The organism is Pseudomonas sp. 5Vm1k (assembly GCF_056161485.1).
Genome location: NZ_JBSPCZ010000012.1, coordinates 29,338 through 43,703, shown reverse-complemented (window position 1 = coordinate 43,703; position 14,366 = coordinate 29,338). Strand labels below are relative to the sequence as shown.

Annotated in this window: 16 protein-coding genes and 1 pseudogene; 10 read left to right on the top strand and 7 right to left on the bottom strand. The window is 57.6% G+C overall.

Annotated features, from left to right (window positions below):
* Nucleotides 1-408: 408 nt before the first annotated feature.
* The 3 genes and pseudogenes from ACWIKB_RS22335 to ACWIKB_RS22325 form a co-directional block, all read right to left on the bottom strand.
* A pseudogene (locus ACWIKB_RS22335) lies at nt 409-708 on the bottom strand (NAD(P)H-binding protein); the annotation flags it as partial.
* A gap of 148 nt (nt 709-856) precedes the next feature.
* Nucleotides 857-1,174, bottom strand: coding sequence for a DUF7677 family protein (locus tag ACWIKB_RS22330; RefSeq protein WP_475269439.1), 318 nt, complete (start codon nt 1,172-1,174; stop codon nt 857-859).
* Nucleotides 1,175-1,414: 240 nt separating this feature from the next.
* The gene (locus tag ACWIKB_RS22325) at nt 1,415-1,867 is read right to left on the bottom strand and encodes an Lrp/AsnC family transcriptional regulator (protein ID WP_475269438.1); all 453 of its coding nucleotides are present in this window, start codon (nt 1,865-1,867) and stop codon (nt 1,415-1,417) included.
* A gap of 147 nt (nt 1,868-2,014) precedes the next feature.
* Here ACWIKB_RS22325 and ACWIKB_RS22320 point away from each other — a divergent pair, with 147 nt between their 5' ends.
* Both ACWIKB_RS22320 and ACWIKB_RS22315 read left to right on the top strand, forming a co-directional pair.
* Nucleotides 2,015-2,632, top strand: coding sequence for a LysE family translocator (locus ACWIKB_RS22320; RefSeq protein ID WP_475269437.1), 618 nt, complete (start codon nt 2,015-2,017; stop codon nt 2,630-2,632).
* A 40-nt stretch (nt 2,633-2,672) separates the two neighbouring features.
* Complete coding sequence (locus ACWIKB_RS22315) at nt 2,673-3,158, top strand: MaoC family dehydratase (RefSeq protein WP_475269436.1); 486 nt, start codon at nt 2,673-2,675, stop codon at nt 3,156-3,158.
* A gap of 15 nt (nt 3,159-3,173) precedes the next feature.
* Here ACWIKB_RS22315 and ACWIKB_RS22310 read toward each other — a convergent pair whose 3' ends face one another.
* Entirely contained in the window at nt 3,174-4,022 is an 849-nt protein-coding gene (locus ACWIKB_RS22310; RefSeq protein WP_475269435.1) for a LysR family transcriptional regulator, read from the bottom strand.
* Between the two features lie 74 nt (nt 4,023-4,096).
* Here ACWIKB_RS22310 and ACWIKB_RS22305 point away from each other — a divergent pair, with 74 nt between their 5' ends.
* The 6 genes from ACWIKB_RS22305 to ACWIKB_RS22280 all read left to right on the top strand — a co-directional run bounded on the left by ACWIKB_RS22305 (nt 4,097) and on the right by ACWIKB_RS22280 (nt 10,257).
* The gene (locus ACWIKB_RS22305) at nt 4,097-5,032 is read left to right on the top strand and encodes a DMT family transporter (RefSeq protein WP_475269434.1); all 936 of its coding nucleotides are present in this window, start codon (nt 4,097-4,099) and stop codon (nt 5,030-5,032) included.
* A gap of 193 nt (nt 5,033-5,225) precedes the next feature.
* Complete coding sequence (locus tag ACWIKB_RS22300; RefSeq protein ID WP_475269433.1) at nt 5,226-5,426, top strand: DUF1737 domain-containing protein; 201 nt, start codon at nt 5,226-5,228, stop codon at nt 5,424-5,426.
* A 163-nt stretch (nt 5,427-5,589) separates the two neighbouring features.
* Complete coding sequence (locus ACWIKB_RS22295; protein ID WP_475269432.1) at nt 5,590-5,850, top strand: hypothetical protein; 261 nt, start codon at nt 5,590-5,592, stop codon at nt 5,848-5,850.
* A gap of 37 nt (nt 5,851-5,887) precedes the next feature.
* Complete coding sequence (locus tag ACWIKB_RS22290; protein WP_475269431.1) at nt 5,888-7,240, top strand: PBS lyase; 1,353 nt, start codon at nt 5,888-5,890, stop codon at nt 7,238-7,240.
* Nucleotides 7,241-7,353: 113 nt separating this feature from the next.
* Nucleotides 7,354-7,653: a hypothetical protein gene (locus ACWIKB_RS22285; RefSeq protein ID WP_475269430.1), complete on the top strand. Its 300-nt coding sequence runs from the start codon at nt 7,354-7,356 to the stop codon at nt 7,651-7,653.
* A gap of 132 nt (nt 7,654-7,785) precedes the next feature.
* Nucleotides 7,786-10,257, top strand: a complete 2,472-nt coding sequence (locus ACWIKB_RS22280; protein ID WP_475269429.1) for a hypothetical protein — start codon at nt 7,786-7,788, stop codon at nt 10,255-10,257.
* A 51-nt stretch (nt 10,258-10,308) separates the two neighbouring features.
* Here the strand turns inward: ACWIKB_RS22280 and ACWIKB_RS22275 are convergent, their stop codons facing one another.
* Nucleotides 10,309-11,181 carry a DNA/RNA non-specific endonuclease gene (locus ACWIKB_RS22275; RefSeq protein ID WP_475269428.1) on the bottom strand — a complete coding sequence of 291 codons (873 nt, stop codon included), beginning with the start codon at nt 11,179-11,181 and terminating at the stop codon, nt 10,309-10,311.
* A gap of 281 nt (nt 11,182-11,462) precedes the next feature.
* Between ACWIKB_RS22275 and ACWIKB_RS22270 the strand changes: the two genes are divergently transcribed.
* Nucleotides 11,463-11,948 carry a GNAT family N-acetyltransferase gene (locus ACWIKB_RS22270; RefSeq protein WP_475269427.1) on the top strand — a complete coding sequence of 162 codons (486 nt, stop codon included), beginning with the start codon at nt 11,463-11,465 and terminating at the stop codon, nt 11,946-11,948.
* A gap of 152 nt (nt 11,949-12,100) precedes the next feature.
* Here the strand turns inward: ACWIKB_RS22270 and ACWIKB_RS22265 are convergent, their stop codons facing one another.
* Both ACWIKB_RS22265 and ACWIKB_RS22260 read right to left on the bottom strand, forming a co-directional pair.
* The gene (locus ACWIKB_RS22265) at nt 12,101-12,535 is read right to left on the bottom strand and encodes a GNAT family N-acetyltransferase (protein ID WP_475269426.1); all 435 of its coding nucleotides are present in this window, start codon (nt 12,533-12,535) and stop codon (nt 12,101-12,103) included.
* A gap of 100 nt (nt 12,536-12,635) precedes the next feature.
* Nucleotides 12,636-12,986: a hypothetical protein gene (locus ACWIKB_RS22260; protein ID WP_475269424.1), complete on the bottom strand. Its 351-nt coding sequence runs from the start codon at nt 12,984-12,986 to the stop codon at nt 12,636-12,638.
* 183 nt (nt 12,987-13,169) lie between these two features.
* On the opposite strand from ACWIKB_RS22260, the gene ACWIKB_RS22255 reads away from it, so the two are divergent.
* Nucleotides 13,170-14,339: a GGDEF domain-containing protein gene (locus ACWIKB_RS22255; protein WP_475269423.1), complete on the top strand. Its 1,170-nt coding sequence runs from the start codon at nt 13,170-13,172 to the stop codon at nt 14,337-14,339.
* The last annotated feature ends 27 nt before the right edge of the window (nt 14,340-14,366 follow it).

Genomic DNA, 14,366 nt, shown 5'->3' with positions numbered 1-14,366 from the left:
AAAGGGATCGGGCAATACAGCGAGGTGCAGCACGCTACCAGTTGGCGTTTGAAAAACCAAGAGTGTGCGGGGGGCGGAGTCAATGATTAACGTGCAAACAGCGGATCGACACGGTGAATCGCCCCTGGATTGGCAGGCACCTTTGAATGGCTGATTCTGGCCGATTTCCGCCCGTCGTGACTGACCGAAAACTGCCGGTGAAAGCCCGCAGAAATCGGCCAAGGAAGATCGATCCATAGATGGAAAACAAATCTGTCTCCCCCTCTTCCCTTACAGGACGGTGACGCTGATGGAACCTGTATGAACAGCGGGTGCACCAAGACAACATCTGAGCACAGCTAGTAAGCTGCGGGCTGGAGCTGGATGAGGGAGAGGACGTTATATGTACATAGGTGAACTTGCCAAGTTGTCGGCGGCGGCGAGTAGTACATTACGCGTGCCTTGCACGTTGACGTCGACGATCTCGGCGTGTGGATTCCTTGCCCAGTGTTTGAACACTGCCGCTACTTGGTACAGCACGTCCACCCCTTGCAGGGCCTTGCGCAGTGAGTCGGGGTCTTGCAGTTCGGCGCGTACCATCTCGCAGTCGAGCCCGTTCAGGGCTGTGCTTCGGTCCGGGTCACGGACCCCGGCGCGCACTTGTTGGCCTCGTGCGAGCAGCGCCCGGACCAAGGTGTTTCCCAGATGCCCATTGGCGCCGGTGACCATCGATAGCGTATTCATACATTGCCTTATCCGCTGACGGCGGAACCTGAAACAGATAAGACAGGGTGCGGGTTGCCCTAAGGGACAGAGTCAAGCGTTGGCGTCAGCGCCCGTCGAAGGTGACCGCACAGTCTGCGAGCAAAGTCATTTCTTAGCGTCCGAGTGAGGGCGGCCCATAGAGCTCAGTTTCCCAGTCTTCAAGAGGCGGCATTACTTTGAAAGATGGGTCGCAGTATGACCTTAAGTAGTCAGTCGCTCTCCTTTGGGCGTAGGTGAAATTGAGCACGTTGCCTTCACTGTCCATCTCTATTACGTTCGCGAATATCGCAAAGACCATCTCAATTGCACTCGGCTCAGAGCCATAAATGTCGAGGTACTCCACGTTTTCAAGCATGTAGTGGCTTCCACTTGCCATGAAATACGCAAACGTTCGGAGTGCTCCACTGAAATCATTACTTAGCTTCTTCATGTCCATTTTCTTTTAGTCAATATTCTGGATTTAACTGCAGCTGCTTTTTTTGCCGTTTTATTGCGGTCGAGACAGCAGGTTTGATATCGACACCAAAAGTCATTCTGGATAGCGCTCAACCTGGATGGCCGCTTCTAGACTTTAGCTGCAGGCCGACTACGTCCTTCACAACTAGTAGCCATCCGCACAAAAAAGACATTCGCCCACTCACAATCCAAACCCCATCACCCGCCTCTCTCATTACAGAGGCAACGGCCGATCCTGCACAACCCGCTTCATCACAAGTGTCGAGGTCAACCGCTGAACATTCGGCAGCGTCGAAAGGCTCTCATCGTAGAGCCGTTGAAAGGCCGGCAAGTCCTGGGTAATGACGTGCAGCAGGTAGTCCGGTTCGCCGAACAACCGTTGGGCATCGACCACTTGCGGGATGTCTACGAGTGCTGTTTCGAAAGCCTCGACAGCTCGCCTGTCTCCTTCACGAAGCGTGACGAACACCATGGCGGAAAAGTTGAGGCCCAAGGCGCCGGGATCCAGCAGTGCTCTATAGCCGAGCAACACACCCGACTCTTCCAGTGCCCGTACGCGTCGATGGCAAGGGGAAAGGCTCAAGCCCACGCGCTCGGCGAGTTCGGTGACCGAAAGACGGCCGTCCTTTTGAAGCTCAGAAAGAATCTTTCGATCAATCCTGTCCATTTGGAAGAATCTCCCCTTACACAGTGTTTTCATGACCATCTTTGAAAATAAATTCTAACCATATTTCATTATTCTTCTTCGTATAAATAGTTTTCGGAGCGGAATGATGCAAAACGTCGTGTGTTTTCAGCAGCCGTGGCCAGCGCCATGACCGTGAGTGTTTTCTTGGCCTTCTGGGCGGTGTCGATTCTGTTCGTCATCACGCCGGGCGCAGATTGGGCCTACGCTATTTCGGCCGGGTTGAAGGGGCGGGTCGTCATTCCAGCCGTGGGCGGGCTATTGTCCGGCCATTTGATAGCCACCGTGATTGTTGCCGGTGGTGTCGGCACGCTGGTGGCCAACCATCCTGTGGCCTTGTCGGTGCTGACCGTTGCCGGAGCAGGTTATCTGCTGTGGTTGGGCATCAACATGCTTATGCGCCCCGCTACACCGCACGCTGATGAGCGTGAGGCGTCCGGTTCCTGGAAGCGCTGGGCGATCAAGGGCCTTTGCGTGAGCGGGCTGAATCCGAAAGTGTTCCTGCTATTCCTGGCGCTATTGCCGCAATTTACCGACACGGCCGCTGCCTGGCCTGTGCCAATGCAGATGATTGCGCTGGGGTTCATTCACACCATCAGTTGTGGCGTGATCTATTTGCTGGTGGGATTTGGTTCTCAGGTGGTCCTGCAAGCACGTCCAGCCGCGGCTCGTTTCGTCAGTCGATTCTCGGGGGCTGCGATGATCGTCATTGCGGTTGTCCTGCTCGGTGAGCAGATGCTGGGTTAATCGATTTTTTCAGCGAGACAACATCGCCCAAGGAGTCTTTATGAAGAGCCCAAGACAACGTGCTGCCGAAGGTCTCCAGATCGGAGACCGGTTCACCATTGTTCGCTGTTTTTCAGAGGAGGATATTCGTCAATTTGCGCACATTTCTCGCGACTACAACCCTGTTCACTGCGATGCGCACTACGCCGAGCTGCGCCGGTTCAAGGCGCCCATCGCCCACGGCCTTCTGACAGCCAGCCTCGTTACCGAAATTGGCGGGCAAATCGGTTGGCTGGCCACAGGGATGAGTTTCGCGTTTAAACGACCGGTGTATGCGGGAGAACAGATCACCTGCCACTGGCTGATCGCGGACATCGATGAACGCGGTCACGCAACAGCCGAAGTCCGGCTATTGAACGCAGAGGGCATCACGGTGCTGGAGGCGACTACGACTGGCGTGCTACCCGGAATTGGAGAGCGTGAACGCCTCAAACAGATGCTGGCTGAAGGGGACCCCACCAACGGCGCTGCCGTATCCATGGGGTGACCGCGTGCTCGCTGACTACAACCGAAAGTACTGTTGCATGGCCTGAGCAAGCAGGTTTATCGCTTCATCGTCTTGTGTCGACAACGATCGTATAAACACCACTTCATGCTCTGGTATGACGGGCAAACCGTCGAGGATCTGCATGTTTTCGGTCACCATGGCGCGGTCGATCAGACTGATCGCCAATCCCGACTCGACACAGGCCTTGACCGCCTGGTTGGACGGGCTTTCCAGCACCACTCGTGACCGCCGGCCGCTTTGCTTGAGCGACTCGATCATGGCTTGCCGATACGGGCACTGCGCCGCATGCACGGCCAGTGGCAGCGGGTCCATCGAGGCCACCGTCGTGTTCGTCGGCCCCACCCACACAGGCGTGGTCGAGACGAGCACTTGCGCACTCGGTTGCCCCTTGGGTTGGGCAATCACGGCAGCCTGAAGCTTGCCACGCTGAACCAGGTCACGCAGCGTGTAGCTTGGCGCGGTCCTCAGTTCCAACACCACATTGGGCCAAGCGGCCGCGAATGTCGGCAGGATGTCGCGGATGACATGGACCGCATATTCATCAGGGACACCCAGGGTAATACGCCCAGCCAGATGGGTGCCGTGCAGATCGGCCAACACCCGGTCATGGGTGCTCAGCAGCTCGGTCGTGGACAAGAGCAGACGCTTGCCCAGTGCGGTCAGGGAGACTGACTGATTATCGCGATTCAACAAACGCCCACCGGCCACCGCCTCAAGCCGCTGGATATGCACGCTCACCGCCGCCGGACTTTTATGCAGTTGCTCAGCCGCCGCGCTGAATTTCCCTATCCGCGCCACGGCGTGAAAAGTACGGACCAGTTCTATATCGAGTATCGCTGTCATTGTTCAACCTTCGTGAATGACTGCTGTACTATATTTTGATTTATTAGATTACGCCGGTTTCGTAGCCTGTGGCGATGAACCAGCACACTCCGATTACCGGTCACCCGCAAGCCACGCCTGACTGGCGCCAGGCGATTCCATTGCCTTTACTCGAGGCGGCATTGCTGCTGACCTGGAGTTCCGGGTTCATCGGCGCGCGATTCTCGATCGATTACGCACCCGCCTTGTTGGTGGTGTTCTGGCGCTGCGTGGTGGTCACGCTTGTGCTGCTTCCCTTCGTTGCCAGGCAACTACGCCAGACCTCACTCGTCGCGCTGCTGAAAAACGCCGGCATCGGTCTGTTGGCCATGGCAGGCTATCTGGCCGGTGTCACACAAGGCATCGCCCTGGGCGTGCCGGCAGGCCTCGCCGCGCTTTTCGCCGACTTGCTGCCGATGGGCATGGCGCTGCTCGCTGCGGTGGTGCTTGGGCAACGACTGGTCTGGCAAGTCTGGGCCGGACTGGTCATCGGCCTCGTCGGCGTGGTGCTGGTGACCCACGGTGCGCTGGCGTGGGGCAACGCGCCTTTATGGGCGTATGGCCTGCCGTTGCTCGGCATGTTGTCCCTCGCGATTGCGACGCTGTGGCAGAAGCATTTGCCCGCATCAGAGTCGCTGGATCTACTGCCTAACCTGTGGCTGCAATGTTGTGTGTCGAGCGTCGCATTTGCCATTGTCGAGGGAGTCCAGGGCAGTCTGGCGCCAATACCCAGCACAGGATTTGCACTGAGCGTGCTGTGGACGGTGGGGTTATCGACCGTGGGCGGATATGGGCTTTACTGGGTGTGCCTGCGACGCGCGACCGCTACCCGGGTTGCCAGCGTTTTGTACCTGAGCCCGCCGATTACGATGGTTTGGGCTTGGGCAATGTTTGGGGAACCGCTGTCGTGGCAAATGGTGTCGGGGATGGTGGTGTCTGGGGTTGGGATCTGGATGGTGGTGCGGGCGGAGGCTCGGCAGGACCTGTCATGACACTTTTGCAAATCTTCCACACAGTGCATATCCCTTATAACCTTGAGAGATGCCTCCCAGATCGAGTGCAAGGTCATCACGGCACAAAATAAAACCATCCAGTGCAGAGTTGCTGCCAGAATCACCGGGTGCGGGACAACGTATCAGACACCCAAAACAATCCGCGCCATTAAACCTCTGAGGACATTGGCATATGAGTTTACCGCCTGAAGGGCTTCCCATTTACCGAGTGCTGACGGGACCCGATGACGCCACTTTCTGCCACCGTGTAAGCGACGCCTTGAAACTGGACTACATGCTTCATGGTTCCCCTGCGGCCACTTTCAACGGGGTACATGTGATCGTCGCACAGGCCGTTGTCTGGCCTGCAAGTGTTGCCCCGAGCAAACAGTGAACGGCTGTTAATACCTTCGTCATCCGTATTCCAGACAAGAGCAATGATGAAAAATCGTGCGCCGCGTTACGTACTATTTGTTTTGTCGCTCGCCGTCTTGTGCGAACCCGCACAGGCATCAGCATGGCAAATTTGCAGAATTGAACTACGGATCACTGAGGTCGTGAAACACCCCTTTGCGCAGCTACAAGCCCGCATCCTGAAAGTCAGCCCGGCCTCGACCACGGTCGAATGTCCAGAAGTCGGGGCGACGCTCACGTTCACCCCGGAAACGACGGACTACCAAGCCACGCTTCCACGTCGGCAATGGCCCACCAAAGGGCAGTCGGTGCGCGTGGATTACCGATATCTGGATGGCATTTGCAAAGGCGATGGCAAAGATTATGCGTGTCGTATCAAGCATTACCCGGTGATGGGCCGGTAAATCAGCAGAAACATAAGCGCACAGAAAGGATTGAAGCGTGAACACAATACGAGGCTGGCTAAACAGGTTGAAGGACAAGCAGGTTCCTGCTTCCTCCTGGGAGGAACATCGACGCAACGAAGCATTGGATCTACTTGCGGACGGCGGTAACAACAAAACATGGATAGAGCTCAGCCGTCACTACAACGGCTTCATTCGAGAAGTCGCGGTGAGGGAGTTGTGCAGCCAGCCGTCTCCCGAAGCGTTAGTGGCTTTGATCGAGCGGCTGAATGATTGGGTTCCACAGGTTCGTCATCTGGCGGCGACGGGACTGAATCACTACCTATCGCCCTCCAACGCTCAGGCGTTGTTGTTCGCGCTGGAACCCCTCATGGCGTTGGCTGCGCGCCAGAGAGTCGATCATGCTCCCACGCTATTGGCCGTGCGCGCAGCGCTGCAGTCGCCCGTAATTCAAGATGAAGTCTTCGCAAATTTCCTTGTGCGCCAAGGTAAAGCTGCGCGCTATCTGTTTGTGCTTTTGCTGCAAAAAGACACCGCACCGGAGACGCTCCTGCGCAGCGCCCTCGCCCATCGAGAACTGACCGTACGGTTAGCAGCGGTGTCAGCCTGCCAGGAGTTGCCGGTTGACCAAGCTTTGCCATTATTACTCGAAGCCCTGTCACGACCGGGCGCCAAAGTACGCGTCTGCGTGCTGCATGCGCTACTTCCCTTGCTCGACGATCCGAGGCCGGTATTGCGCAATGCTTTACTCGATGCGTCGCCCTCGATCCGTAGCCTGGCGCGCTGGTCAGCGCCACGTAACAATGTCGATGCACTCGCGGTCCTGACTGAGCGACTGAACCAGGATCTACCCACAGGAAAACGGGCTTGGCTTGGTATTCTTGGCCTCGCGGCGGAGCTGAATGCCGAACTCGCCGAGGGATGGCTAACAGAAGCGCTGCGCTCCCCTTATTCCACCGTGCGATTGGCAGCCGTGCGCCTGCTTGGCGATTACCAATTACCCGAGTTGCTTGGGGCGCTTGATGATCCGTCGGACAACGTGTTCCGGGTGGTGATCACTCAACTCAACAAGCGTCCCTGGACGTCATTAAATGCTGGACTGGACGCAAAATTGGATCGGGATTGGCATGAGTTGTCGATGGTGCGCCGCCAAGCCATTCTTCAACTGCGGCCGGGATGGCAGCAGTTGGCCTATCTGCTGGAGCGCTTGAAAACAGAACCCGTCGCGCAGTCTTTCTGGCTTCGCCAGATAGAGTTTTGGTGCGATCGCCAATATCAAATTTTCGATCCAGTTACGGCAAAGTCCGAGCGAGAAATACTGGTGAACAAGATCCGGAACCTGGCCACGGCAGGTCTCATCCGCAGCGAGAGCCTTGCCCGTTTTTGCTGATTGACCGGGTCAAATGCTTATCGCAATAAACAGGCAGTCTCATGACACGATTCTCAATTTATAGCGGGGTGGCTTTGGTGGGCTACTCAGCACTCGAGTACGGAGATCCCCCCATGGGCGTCGTTTCAGGCCAATTCGAGCCTGCCGATGGATACGCAACTATCCAGAATGAGTGCTGTACAAACCACTGCGATCAGACCGTTCTGGCACTTTCTGTCCAGACCAAAGGGGGCGTGGTCATTCCCTGTGCGGGCCTGAGCATTCTGGACTACTCCAAAGAGCTCCCTCCGCCCTGCGTCGAGGTCAACATTTTCGGTATAGCGCATCCTCTCTATCGTGAGTTGTTTCCTCAGCACGTCATTCTGTATGAGCGTCAGTTCAGCCAAGCGGACTGCCCCGCCGGTAGTCTCTGAGAAACATCGCCACCCGATTCAATCGATGCCAAAGTATCGGCCGAGCCGCCGGTCACTTTGATCGCCGATAATCCAGCATTTTCCGCGCAAAACCTGCGCGTATGAAATCCCCACTCTATCGCCGAGGTAACGGTGCCCCACTCTTCCGATCAACACGTTGACGAAAAAAGCCTGCCTCGATTATTGCTCGATCTGCTTTGGCAAATCGCCGTGCTGTTGATCCCGATTTTCCTCGTGACGGTCATACCGTTGCCGTGGGCGTTCGGAGTGGTGCTCGGGTGTGCTGCCTTGATGTGGCTGACGGCGCGGGTCGGCTGGCTACGAACCGGCCGCGGGGTTGCCAGGTTAATGACCTCCGCTGCCATAGGCCTGGGTTTTAATCTGGGTCGGGCGTTGCCGCCGTACTGGGACATCGCGGGGGCTGCGGTCGTGATGTTCTTCGGGCTGGCATGTGTCAGTCATCTGGAAAAACGTTTTGGCCTGGTCGATAAAACGCCGGCCAAGTCGTCACCACTGTCGGGTGGTCAGTCTTCCGGCGGCGCGAGCGCTTGGGGTGGGGATGAACCGCGACAAACACCCGAGGGCGAGCCCATCAGGGTGTTCAACTACAGTGAAATCGCCATGGGCGGGCCCGTCCTGTGCGATTACCTGTTCCCGGATGGCGTGCTGCTACAGAGCCTTGGATCGTCGGCGCGCTTCTCCAATGACGGGCGTTATTTCGCCGCACCTCTACCTTCGCGCCAGGCGTGGGGGTTGGTGATTCTGGATCGACAACTGCATCAGCTCTACCAGTGCTCGTGCGATGAATTCTGGGAACTGGATGCCTTTAATGACGGCACCCTGAGCGGGCGTTACAGCCCTCTGGTCGACAACGGCGCTCGGGAGATCAATCTGGAGCAACTGCTGGCGACAGCTGAAAGGATCGATCTGGTACCCGTTGCTGACCTCTGGCTTGAGCCGGGTGACTGGCAAAAAAACCTGGCGCTCGAAACGCTGCGGCATACGTCCCCTGATGGTCAGCAACGTCTGGACGCCCGTTTGGCGCTGCCGACCAGCCTGCGCGAATTGCCGCAGCCCTGCGACCCGCTGAGGTACCCGGAATACCGTGTGGACATCAACGGTGAGCCCACTTCGTTGTTGATCAGGGCCGATACCGCGATCATCTGGAATCCCGATAGCCGCTCTTTCGCTTGCCGTGCACGGATGGGTGAAGAGCAAGCCCCCGACTACTGGCTCTGGCACGCCGACCGAGGCTGGCAAACACTGCCTTGCCCGTGGGTGCCCGCCGACAGCGAACCCTCCCTGGGCTGGAGTGAACCTGTGGCGCTGGATGACCACTACCTGCGGCTTTCGTCCTACTTCGACTACCCACAGCCGGATCGCGGTCGCCATGGTTATGGCTTGTACAGCATCCACAGCGACTGTGAGACTCAGGTCGGTCATGCACCGAACGGCCGGATACAGGTCGCGGAGCGGCAGTTGACTCGCGTGCAGTTGGCCGTGCCACTGGCAGGTGATGAGCAGCGCGGCGCGACGATGGTTGAGTCGGCGTCAGTGATTGGTAAAACCCGGGCTCAATTCAGCTGGCAGCAAGACAACAGCGTGGGGCTCGGGGGTTATACCTGCAGGATTGGCGACTGGGCGTTACCGGGCGTTTGGCTGCTCGATCATCGGGTTTCAGACACCGGGCGCTACATCGCGTTGATACCGTTCACCCTACCGCCCGCCACGGCAGGTCAGGTGGTGGTGGCCGACGCACAGGAACGACAATTGCTGAACAGCCCTGCGCTGTTGGCCGCACGCTTGTTGGACTTTCGTGGACCGCGACTGAGCCTGGCGGTGATTCGCGGTCGCCTGGATCAGAATCGGCAAAGCACCCCGTTGCAGCGCTTCGATCAATCGCCCCCCGAGGCGAACGATGCCGCTGAGTTTTGTCAGCATCGGCCGGACTCGCGACTTTACTATGAGCAGTGCGAGCTGAATGTCAGCCCACAAGGCCTGACCGTCCTCCCCGACTGGCGCCTGGTCAAGCAGCCACAGTCTGCAATCGCCGATGGCAACTTTGTCCAGCCAGCACCGATCGGTAAAGATGCCGCGTGGCTGTTCGGTTGTGAAACTGAATACGCCGACAGTTGGCTGCGCGTTCAAAGTCCTCGCCTGGGCGGGCACTTGCTGACGGCGTCGGGTTGCGCGATCAACGATCTCGCGCCTTCGATGATCTGGTCCGAGGATGCACGTTATCTCGCGCTGACTCGGCTACATACCGATGTCGACGATGACCCTGAAGGTCGGATGGCCTGGCAGATCCTGCTGCTGGATGTCCAGGAGCGAACCTTGAGACATTCACCACAGCGGCTGCGCAATCGACCGCAGTTTGAAAGTTTTAAAGCCGACGTGTTGAAGGTGCGTCTGTTTCTGCGCGACTGGGAAGCGGAGGATGACAGAGACCGAGGTTCAATCAGCACAATGACGTTGAGCGACCTGTTGGCACTCTCCGCCGAAGCCCTGCGCCCGTGCGCTGGGCACTGGCTGACGAAAGATCAACTAGGTAATGCCGAAGCGTGGCAAGCACTGGATGCATCGGCATTGAGCCAATGGCGTTAGCAAAAAAAGGGACAGGTCCATTTTCGAGAAAACAGACCTGTCCCTTTTTCTTTATGAGCGCCCTACCGAACCCGTCACCGGTAGATTCCCCAGCAACTTGAGCCCGGTACTCTTCACGAACGCGTCATAGTCCATCGGTCGCTCGATACGGGTTTCAGCGTTGGGCAGTACGTAGGCCCAGGCACGCTTGGACGATGCGTCGTAAACCAGCTTGAACAAGCGGGTCGGCACCCAGACCTTGTTGTCGCCGATGGTGCTGTGCCCCGAGTCAAAGAGCGGTCCGGTAAAGACATACACATTGCCGTCGGCACGCTTGGCAAACTTGCGGACATCTGCCTCGACCTTGCTCCAGATCTTGCGGTTGTTGGTGGGGTCTTGCGGCACCATGTTCGACAGCGCGAAGGATTGGGCCATGGCATTGGAGTTCGGTGCATCGGCTGCCGGGGATTGATGACCACGGTCCACGGCCGGATGTTGACTACGGTAGTCGCTCAACTCTGCCCGCCCACTCTTGGGAATGCGTGGGTCCGGGTAGAACTGGTTGGTGCGCTCCTCGCCTTTGGCATCCTGCAACTGGGCGGCATTAAGTCGCTCGACCACTACCAGCGGCGTCCTGCTGGTTTGCGAGTACAGCACCGCAAAGTTGTCGGAACACAAGGCCAGGGGTTTCATGGTTGCCGGCACAGTGGCCGGGTTGATCGGTTTCGCTGCCGGAAACAAATCGGCGCAGCCATCGAACGATGCCTGTTTCTGTTTGTTTGAATAGAGGTCCAGGGCCGCGTTCTGGCTGATCGAGCCCGAGTGCGACGTTTGTGTCTGATGCTGTGTAGGTGGCTTGAGGAGATCCAGCAGACTGCGGGCTTGTGCCCCGGTCGAGAGCAAAACAAGGGCCGACAGCCCAACTGCAATTTTGCGTAGGTGCATGCTTTAAATTCTTCGATTTGGATTGAGGAGTAAACGTACGGCGAGTCCCGATTTACGGAACCAGGCGGAGGCGGTTCTGATTATTTTGCGGCGAGCATGCTTTCACTGTCCTTGATCAAAATACCGATGTGGATCCGGTCGGCTCCGGGCAGTATGACCGCTGACGGTCGTGCGGGGTTTATTGACCATGACATGCCACATTAGTGCTGGGCAGTCCTTACGTTTTCCCCCTCGACATTCTTATGCGACGATAAAGTTTCGCTCTCTCTCTCAGGAACGACATGGATATTCGACTCACGGAAGAAAAAGACTGGAGGCTGTTGAAGCAAGTCCGTCTCGCCGCGCTTTTGGACACGCCGACAGCGTTTGGTGTGAGTTACCAAACCGCCGCCCATTACACTGACGAACAGTGGAAAGATCGCGCCTCGTCAGTCAGCGGAACGCAATTCTGGTTGGCCATCGAGAACGATAAACCGGCAGGAATGATTGGTGCCGCCGTCAGCCAGTCGAATCGCTACAACTTGATCGGAATGTGGGTTGAACCCACTGCACGGGGCTCTGGCGTGGCCACTCAGTTGGTAGAGGCTGTGAAATCCCGCGCGATAGGTCAAGGGTATGATCGCGTTTTTCTGGACGTTTCTCCTGACAATGCCAGGGCTGCGAACTTCTATCTGAGGCAGGGTTTCACTTTCATGGATGAGTGGGAACCTCTGGAAAGCCATCCGCATATCAGGGTCCAGACAATGTTCTGGGCCGTACGGAACTGACACCGACTCACCCCATGCCTCGTCACGAGGACTTTTCGGATGATCTGGCGGCGCCGCAACGGTTCAATGGGATGGCACAGGCCCGGTCTTTCTCACGGGACCGGTATTGCAGGCTTTGTAGTTGTGCTAACGGAAAACGCCGGGGCACTCGCTCATGCGTTTTCATTACCCGGCCGGGTAAACGAATACCGATCGATGTCTGTCCTGAGCAGCCAACCTTGGTGTTGCCAATAGTTGGCGGCTGGTTCGTTGGTCTTGAAAACGTCGAGATGACATTTAAGTATTCCGTGTTGCTCAAGACTTGAAAGACAGCGCTCTACCAATGCATTGCCAATGCCTTGCCGCCGATGCTCAGGCAGGACAACCAAATGCTGCAAATACCCTCTGCGGCCGTCGTGTCCGCACATGACGCAACCGCAAAGAACGCCACCGACTTCAGCCACGAAGCTCATCCCGGGATTGCGTTCCAGGTACTTCGAGGTCGACTCACGAGAGTCCGCATCACGCAGGGAAACGCCTGGCGTACGCCTCATCAGGTCGATCACGGCATCGTAATCGTCCAGAGTCATCACACGAATAGTGAACATTGATTGAGCCTTGCTTTGTTGACCGGCTGGCCCGGCAGACTAGCAGAAGCTTCTCTGCGCCGAATCGCCTGATCGAAGCAGCATCGTCTTGCTCATGGGATTATTTTGGAAATGTGCCGCACAACGCATTTCCCTCATAACCGTGAACAATCGGCCCGAGCAGCATAAGCGGGCCACAAGCGTACAAGGGCGATGTCATGGACTGCCCTTTTTGCAGCTTACAGACGGGCAATATCAACGGGATCGGCACAATCACCGCCCACAGCGTCACACCACACCATGCCCGCGTGGTCTGGTCGCTGTCTGATTGCGGGTCGGTCAAGGAAGCGCGTTGTGTTTGCGGACCGGGCGTAGAAACCTCGACCCCGACACAGCCAGTGAGAAACAGCGTCATGGCGGTTATGGCGGTAATTTTCTTGGCGTGGAACTGGAAAGGCATCGTTGGTTTCATCCGTAAATCCAATGGTCAGGCAATAGCCGTCGACAGACCTTGTCGAATTACGTTGAGACCGCTCGCAGAGTCGTGAAGGCACAAAACAAAACTATTGAGTACTGACGCGCAGCCCTCTGCGAAAACCAGCCCCAAACGCTTACAATCGCCGTCTCTTTGCTCAAAAGACAGGCCCGTCAGGACATGCCGCTCGACCCGCTCACGATGTTGACACTCTCGGTCGCCCTTGCAGCGGCCGCCGCGCTGTACCTGGCGATCGAATGGCGCAGTATTCGTGAGCCTTCGCTGCTGTTCTGGAGCGCAGGGTTTGCCACGATCACCGTGGGCTCCACCCTCGCCCTGTTACGCAGCAGCGGTTTTTTGCTGATCGGTATCTGGTTCGCCAACGGCCTGTTGGTGACCGCCCATTTCCTGTTCTTGCTGGGTGTCGCGCGCTTCACCCAGACGCGTTTGTCCCGTGGCTGGGCGCTGATTTTCATCGCGTGGCTGGCCATGCTGCTGGTGCCGGACGGCCCTACCTGGTCGAAAGTCATGCTGCTGGTCAACTCGTTGCTGGTCGCGCTGTCGACGCTCAGGGCCAGTTTCCTCCTGCGCCCCCATGGCAAGTCGTTGAGCGTGGGCGCGGTGCAGTTGCGTTATGTACTGCTGGCCCACGGGATTTTCTATGTGGCCAAGGCACTGACGGCGGTGATTCCAGGCACGCTCATCGATCTGGCTGCGTTGCGCGGCGCGATCATTCAGATTTCGCTGGTCGAAGGCGTGATGGCGATCATGCTGATCGCCCTGTCGATGACCGGCACCGAGCGCTATCGGCGGGAAAAACAGATTGCCCACCTCGCTGCACGCGATCCATTGACCGCCCTGTACAACCGCCGCGCCCTCGAAATGCGGGCAGCGCGTCTGTTGGAGGACGTTTCGTCGACTCGCCCCGGCGCCTTGTTACTGATCGATATCGACAACTTCAAACTGGTCAACGACCTGTACGGCCATACCGCCGGCGACCGACTGCTCGTCGCGCTGAGCGAGATGATTCGCGCGGTGCAGCCCAAAGAGGCGCTGGCCGCCCGACTCGGCGGCGACGAGTTCGTCATCCTGCTGAACAACACCTCAAACCAGCAAGTCGTCGGTCTAGGCAATACGTTACGCGAGCAATTTCAACAAACCGCCTCACAGACATTCACCACGCCCGAACCGGTGACGCTAAGCATCGGTGCCAACCTGTTCGATCAGCCGCCAACCGGCCTGGCAGCACTGATCGAGCAAGGCGACGCGGCGCTTTATGCCTCCAAGCGTGGCGGGCGCAACAGCATTCGGCTGGTTGATCGCACCCACGGACTCCCCGACCAGGATTAGCGTTAAAATCCGCCAACGTCTGGCTCA

Bases quoted from the DNA above. Each gene is read 5' to 3' on its own strand.
- ACWIKB_RS22265 (WP_475269426.1), bottom strand. From the start codon at position 12,535: ATGTTCACTATTCGTGTGATGACTCTGGACGATTACGATGCCGTGATC.
- ACWIKB_RS22315 (WP_475269436.1), top strand. From the start codon at position 2,673: ATGAAGAGCCCAAGACAACGTGCTGCCGAAGGTCTCCAGATCGGAGAC.
- ACWIKB_RS22325 (WP_475269438.1), bottom strand. From the start codon at position 1,867: ATGGACAGGATTGATCGAAAGATTCTTTCTGAGCTTCAAAAGGACGGC.
- ACWIKB_RS22300 (WP_475269433.1), top strand. From the start codon at position 5,226: ATGAGTTTACCGCCTGAAGGGCTTCCCATTTACCGAGTGCTGACGGGA.
- ACWIKB_RS22260 (WP_475269424.1), bottom strand. From the start codon at position 12,986: ATGAAACCAACGATGCCTTTCCAGTTCCACGCCAAGAAAATTACCGCC.
- ACWIKB_RS22255 (WP_475269423.1), top strand. From the start codon at position 13,170: ATGCCGCTCGACCCGCTCACGATGTTGACACTCTCGGTCGCCCTTGCA.
- ACWIKB_RS22270 (WP_475269427.1), top strand. From the start codon at position 11,463: ATGGATATTCGACTCACGGAAGAAAAAGACTGGAGGCTGTTGAAGCAA.
- ACWIKB_RS22275 (WP_475269428.1), bottom strand. From the start codon at position 11,181: ATGCACCTACGCAAAATTGCAGTTGGGCTGTCGGCCCTTGTTTTGCTC.
- ACWIKB_RS22310 (WP_475269435.1), bottom strand. From the start codon at position 4,022: ATGACAGCGATACTCGATATAGAACTGGTCCGTACTTTTCACGCCGTG.
- ACWIKB_RS22320 (WP_475269437.1), top strand. From the start codon at position 2,015: ATGACCGTGAGTGTTTTCTTGGCCTTCTGGGCGGTGTCGATTCTGTTC.
- ACWIKB_RS22305 (WP_475269434.1), top strand. From the start codon at position 4,097: ATGAACCAGCACACTCCGATTACCGGTCACCCGCAAGCCACGCCTGAC.
- ACWIKB_RS22285 (WP_475269430.1), top strand. From the start codon at position 7,354: ATGGGCGTCGTTTCAGGCCAATTCGAGCCTGCCGATGGATACGCAACT.
- ACWIKB_RS22330 (WP_475269439.1), bottom strand. From the start codon at position 1,174: ATGAAGAAGCTAAGTAATGATTTCAGTGGAGCACTCCGAACGTTTGCG.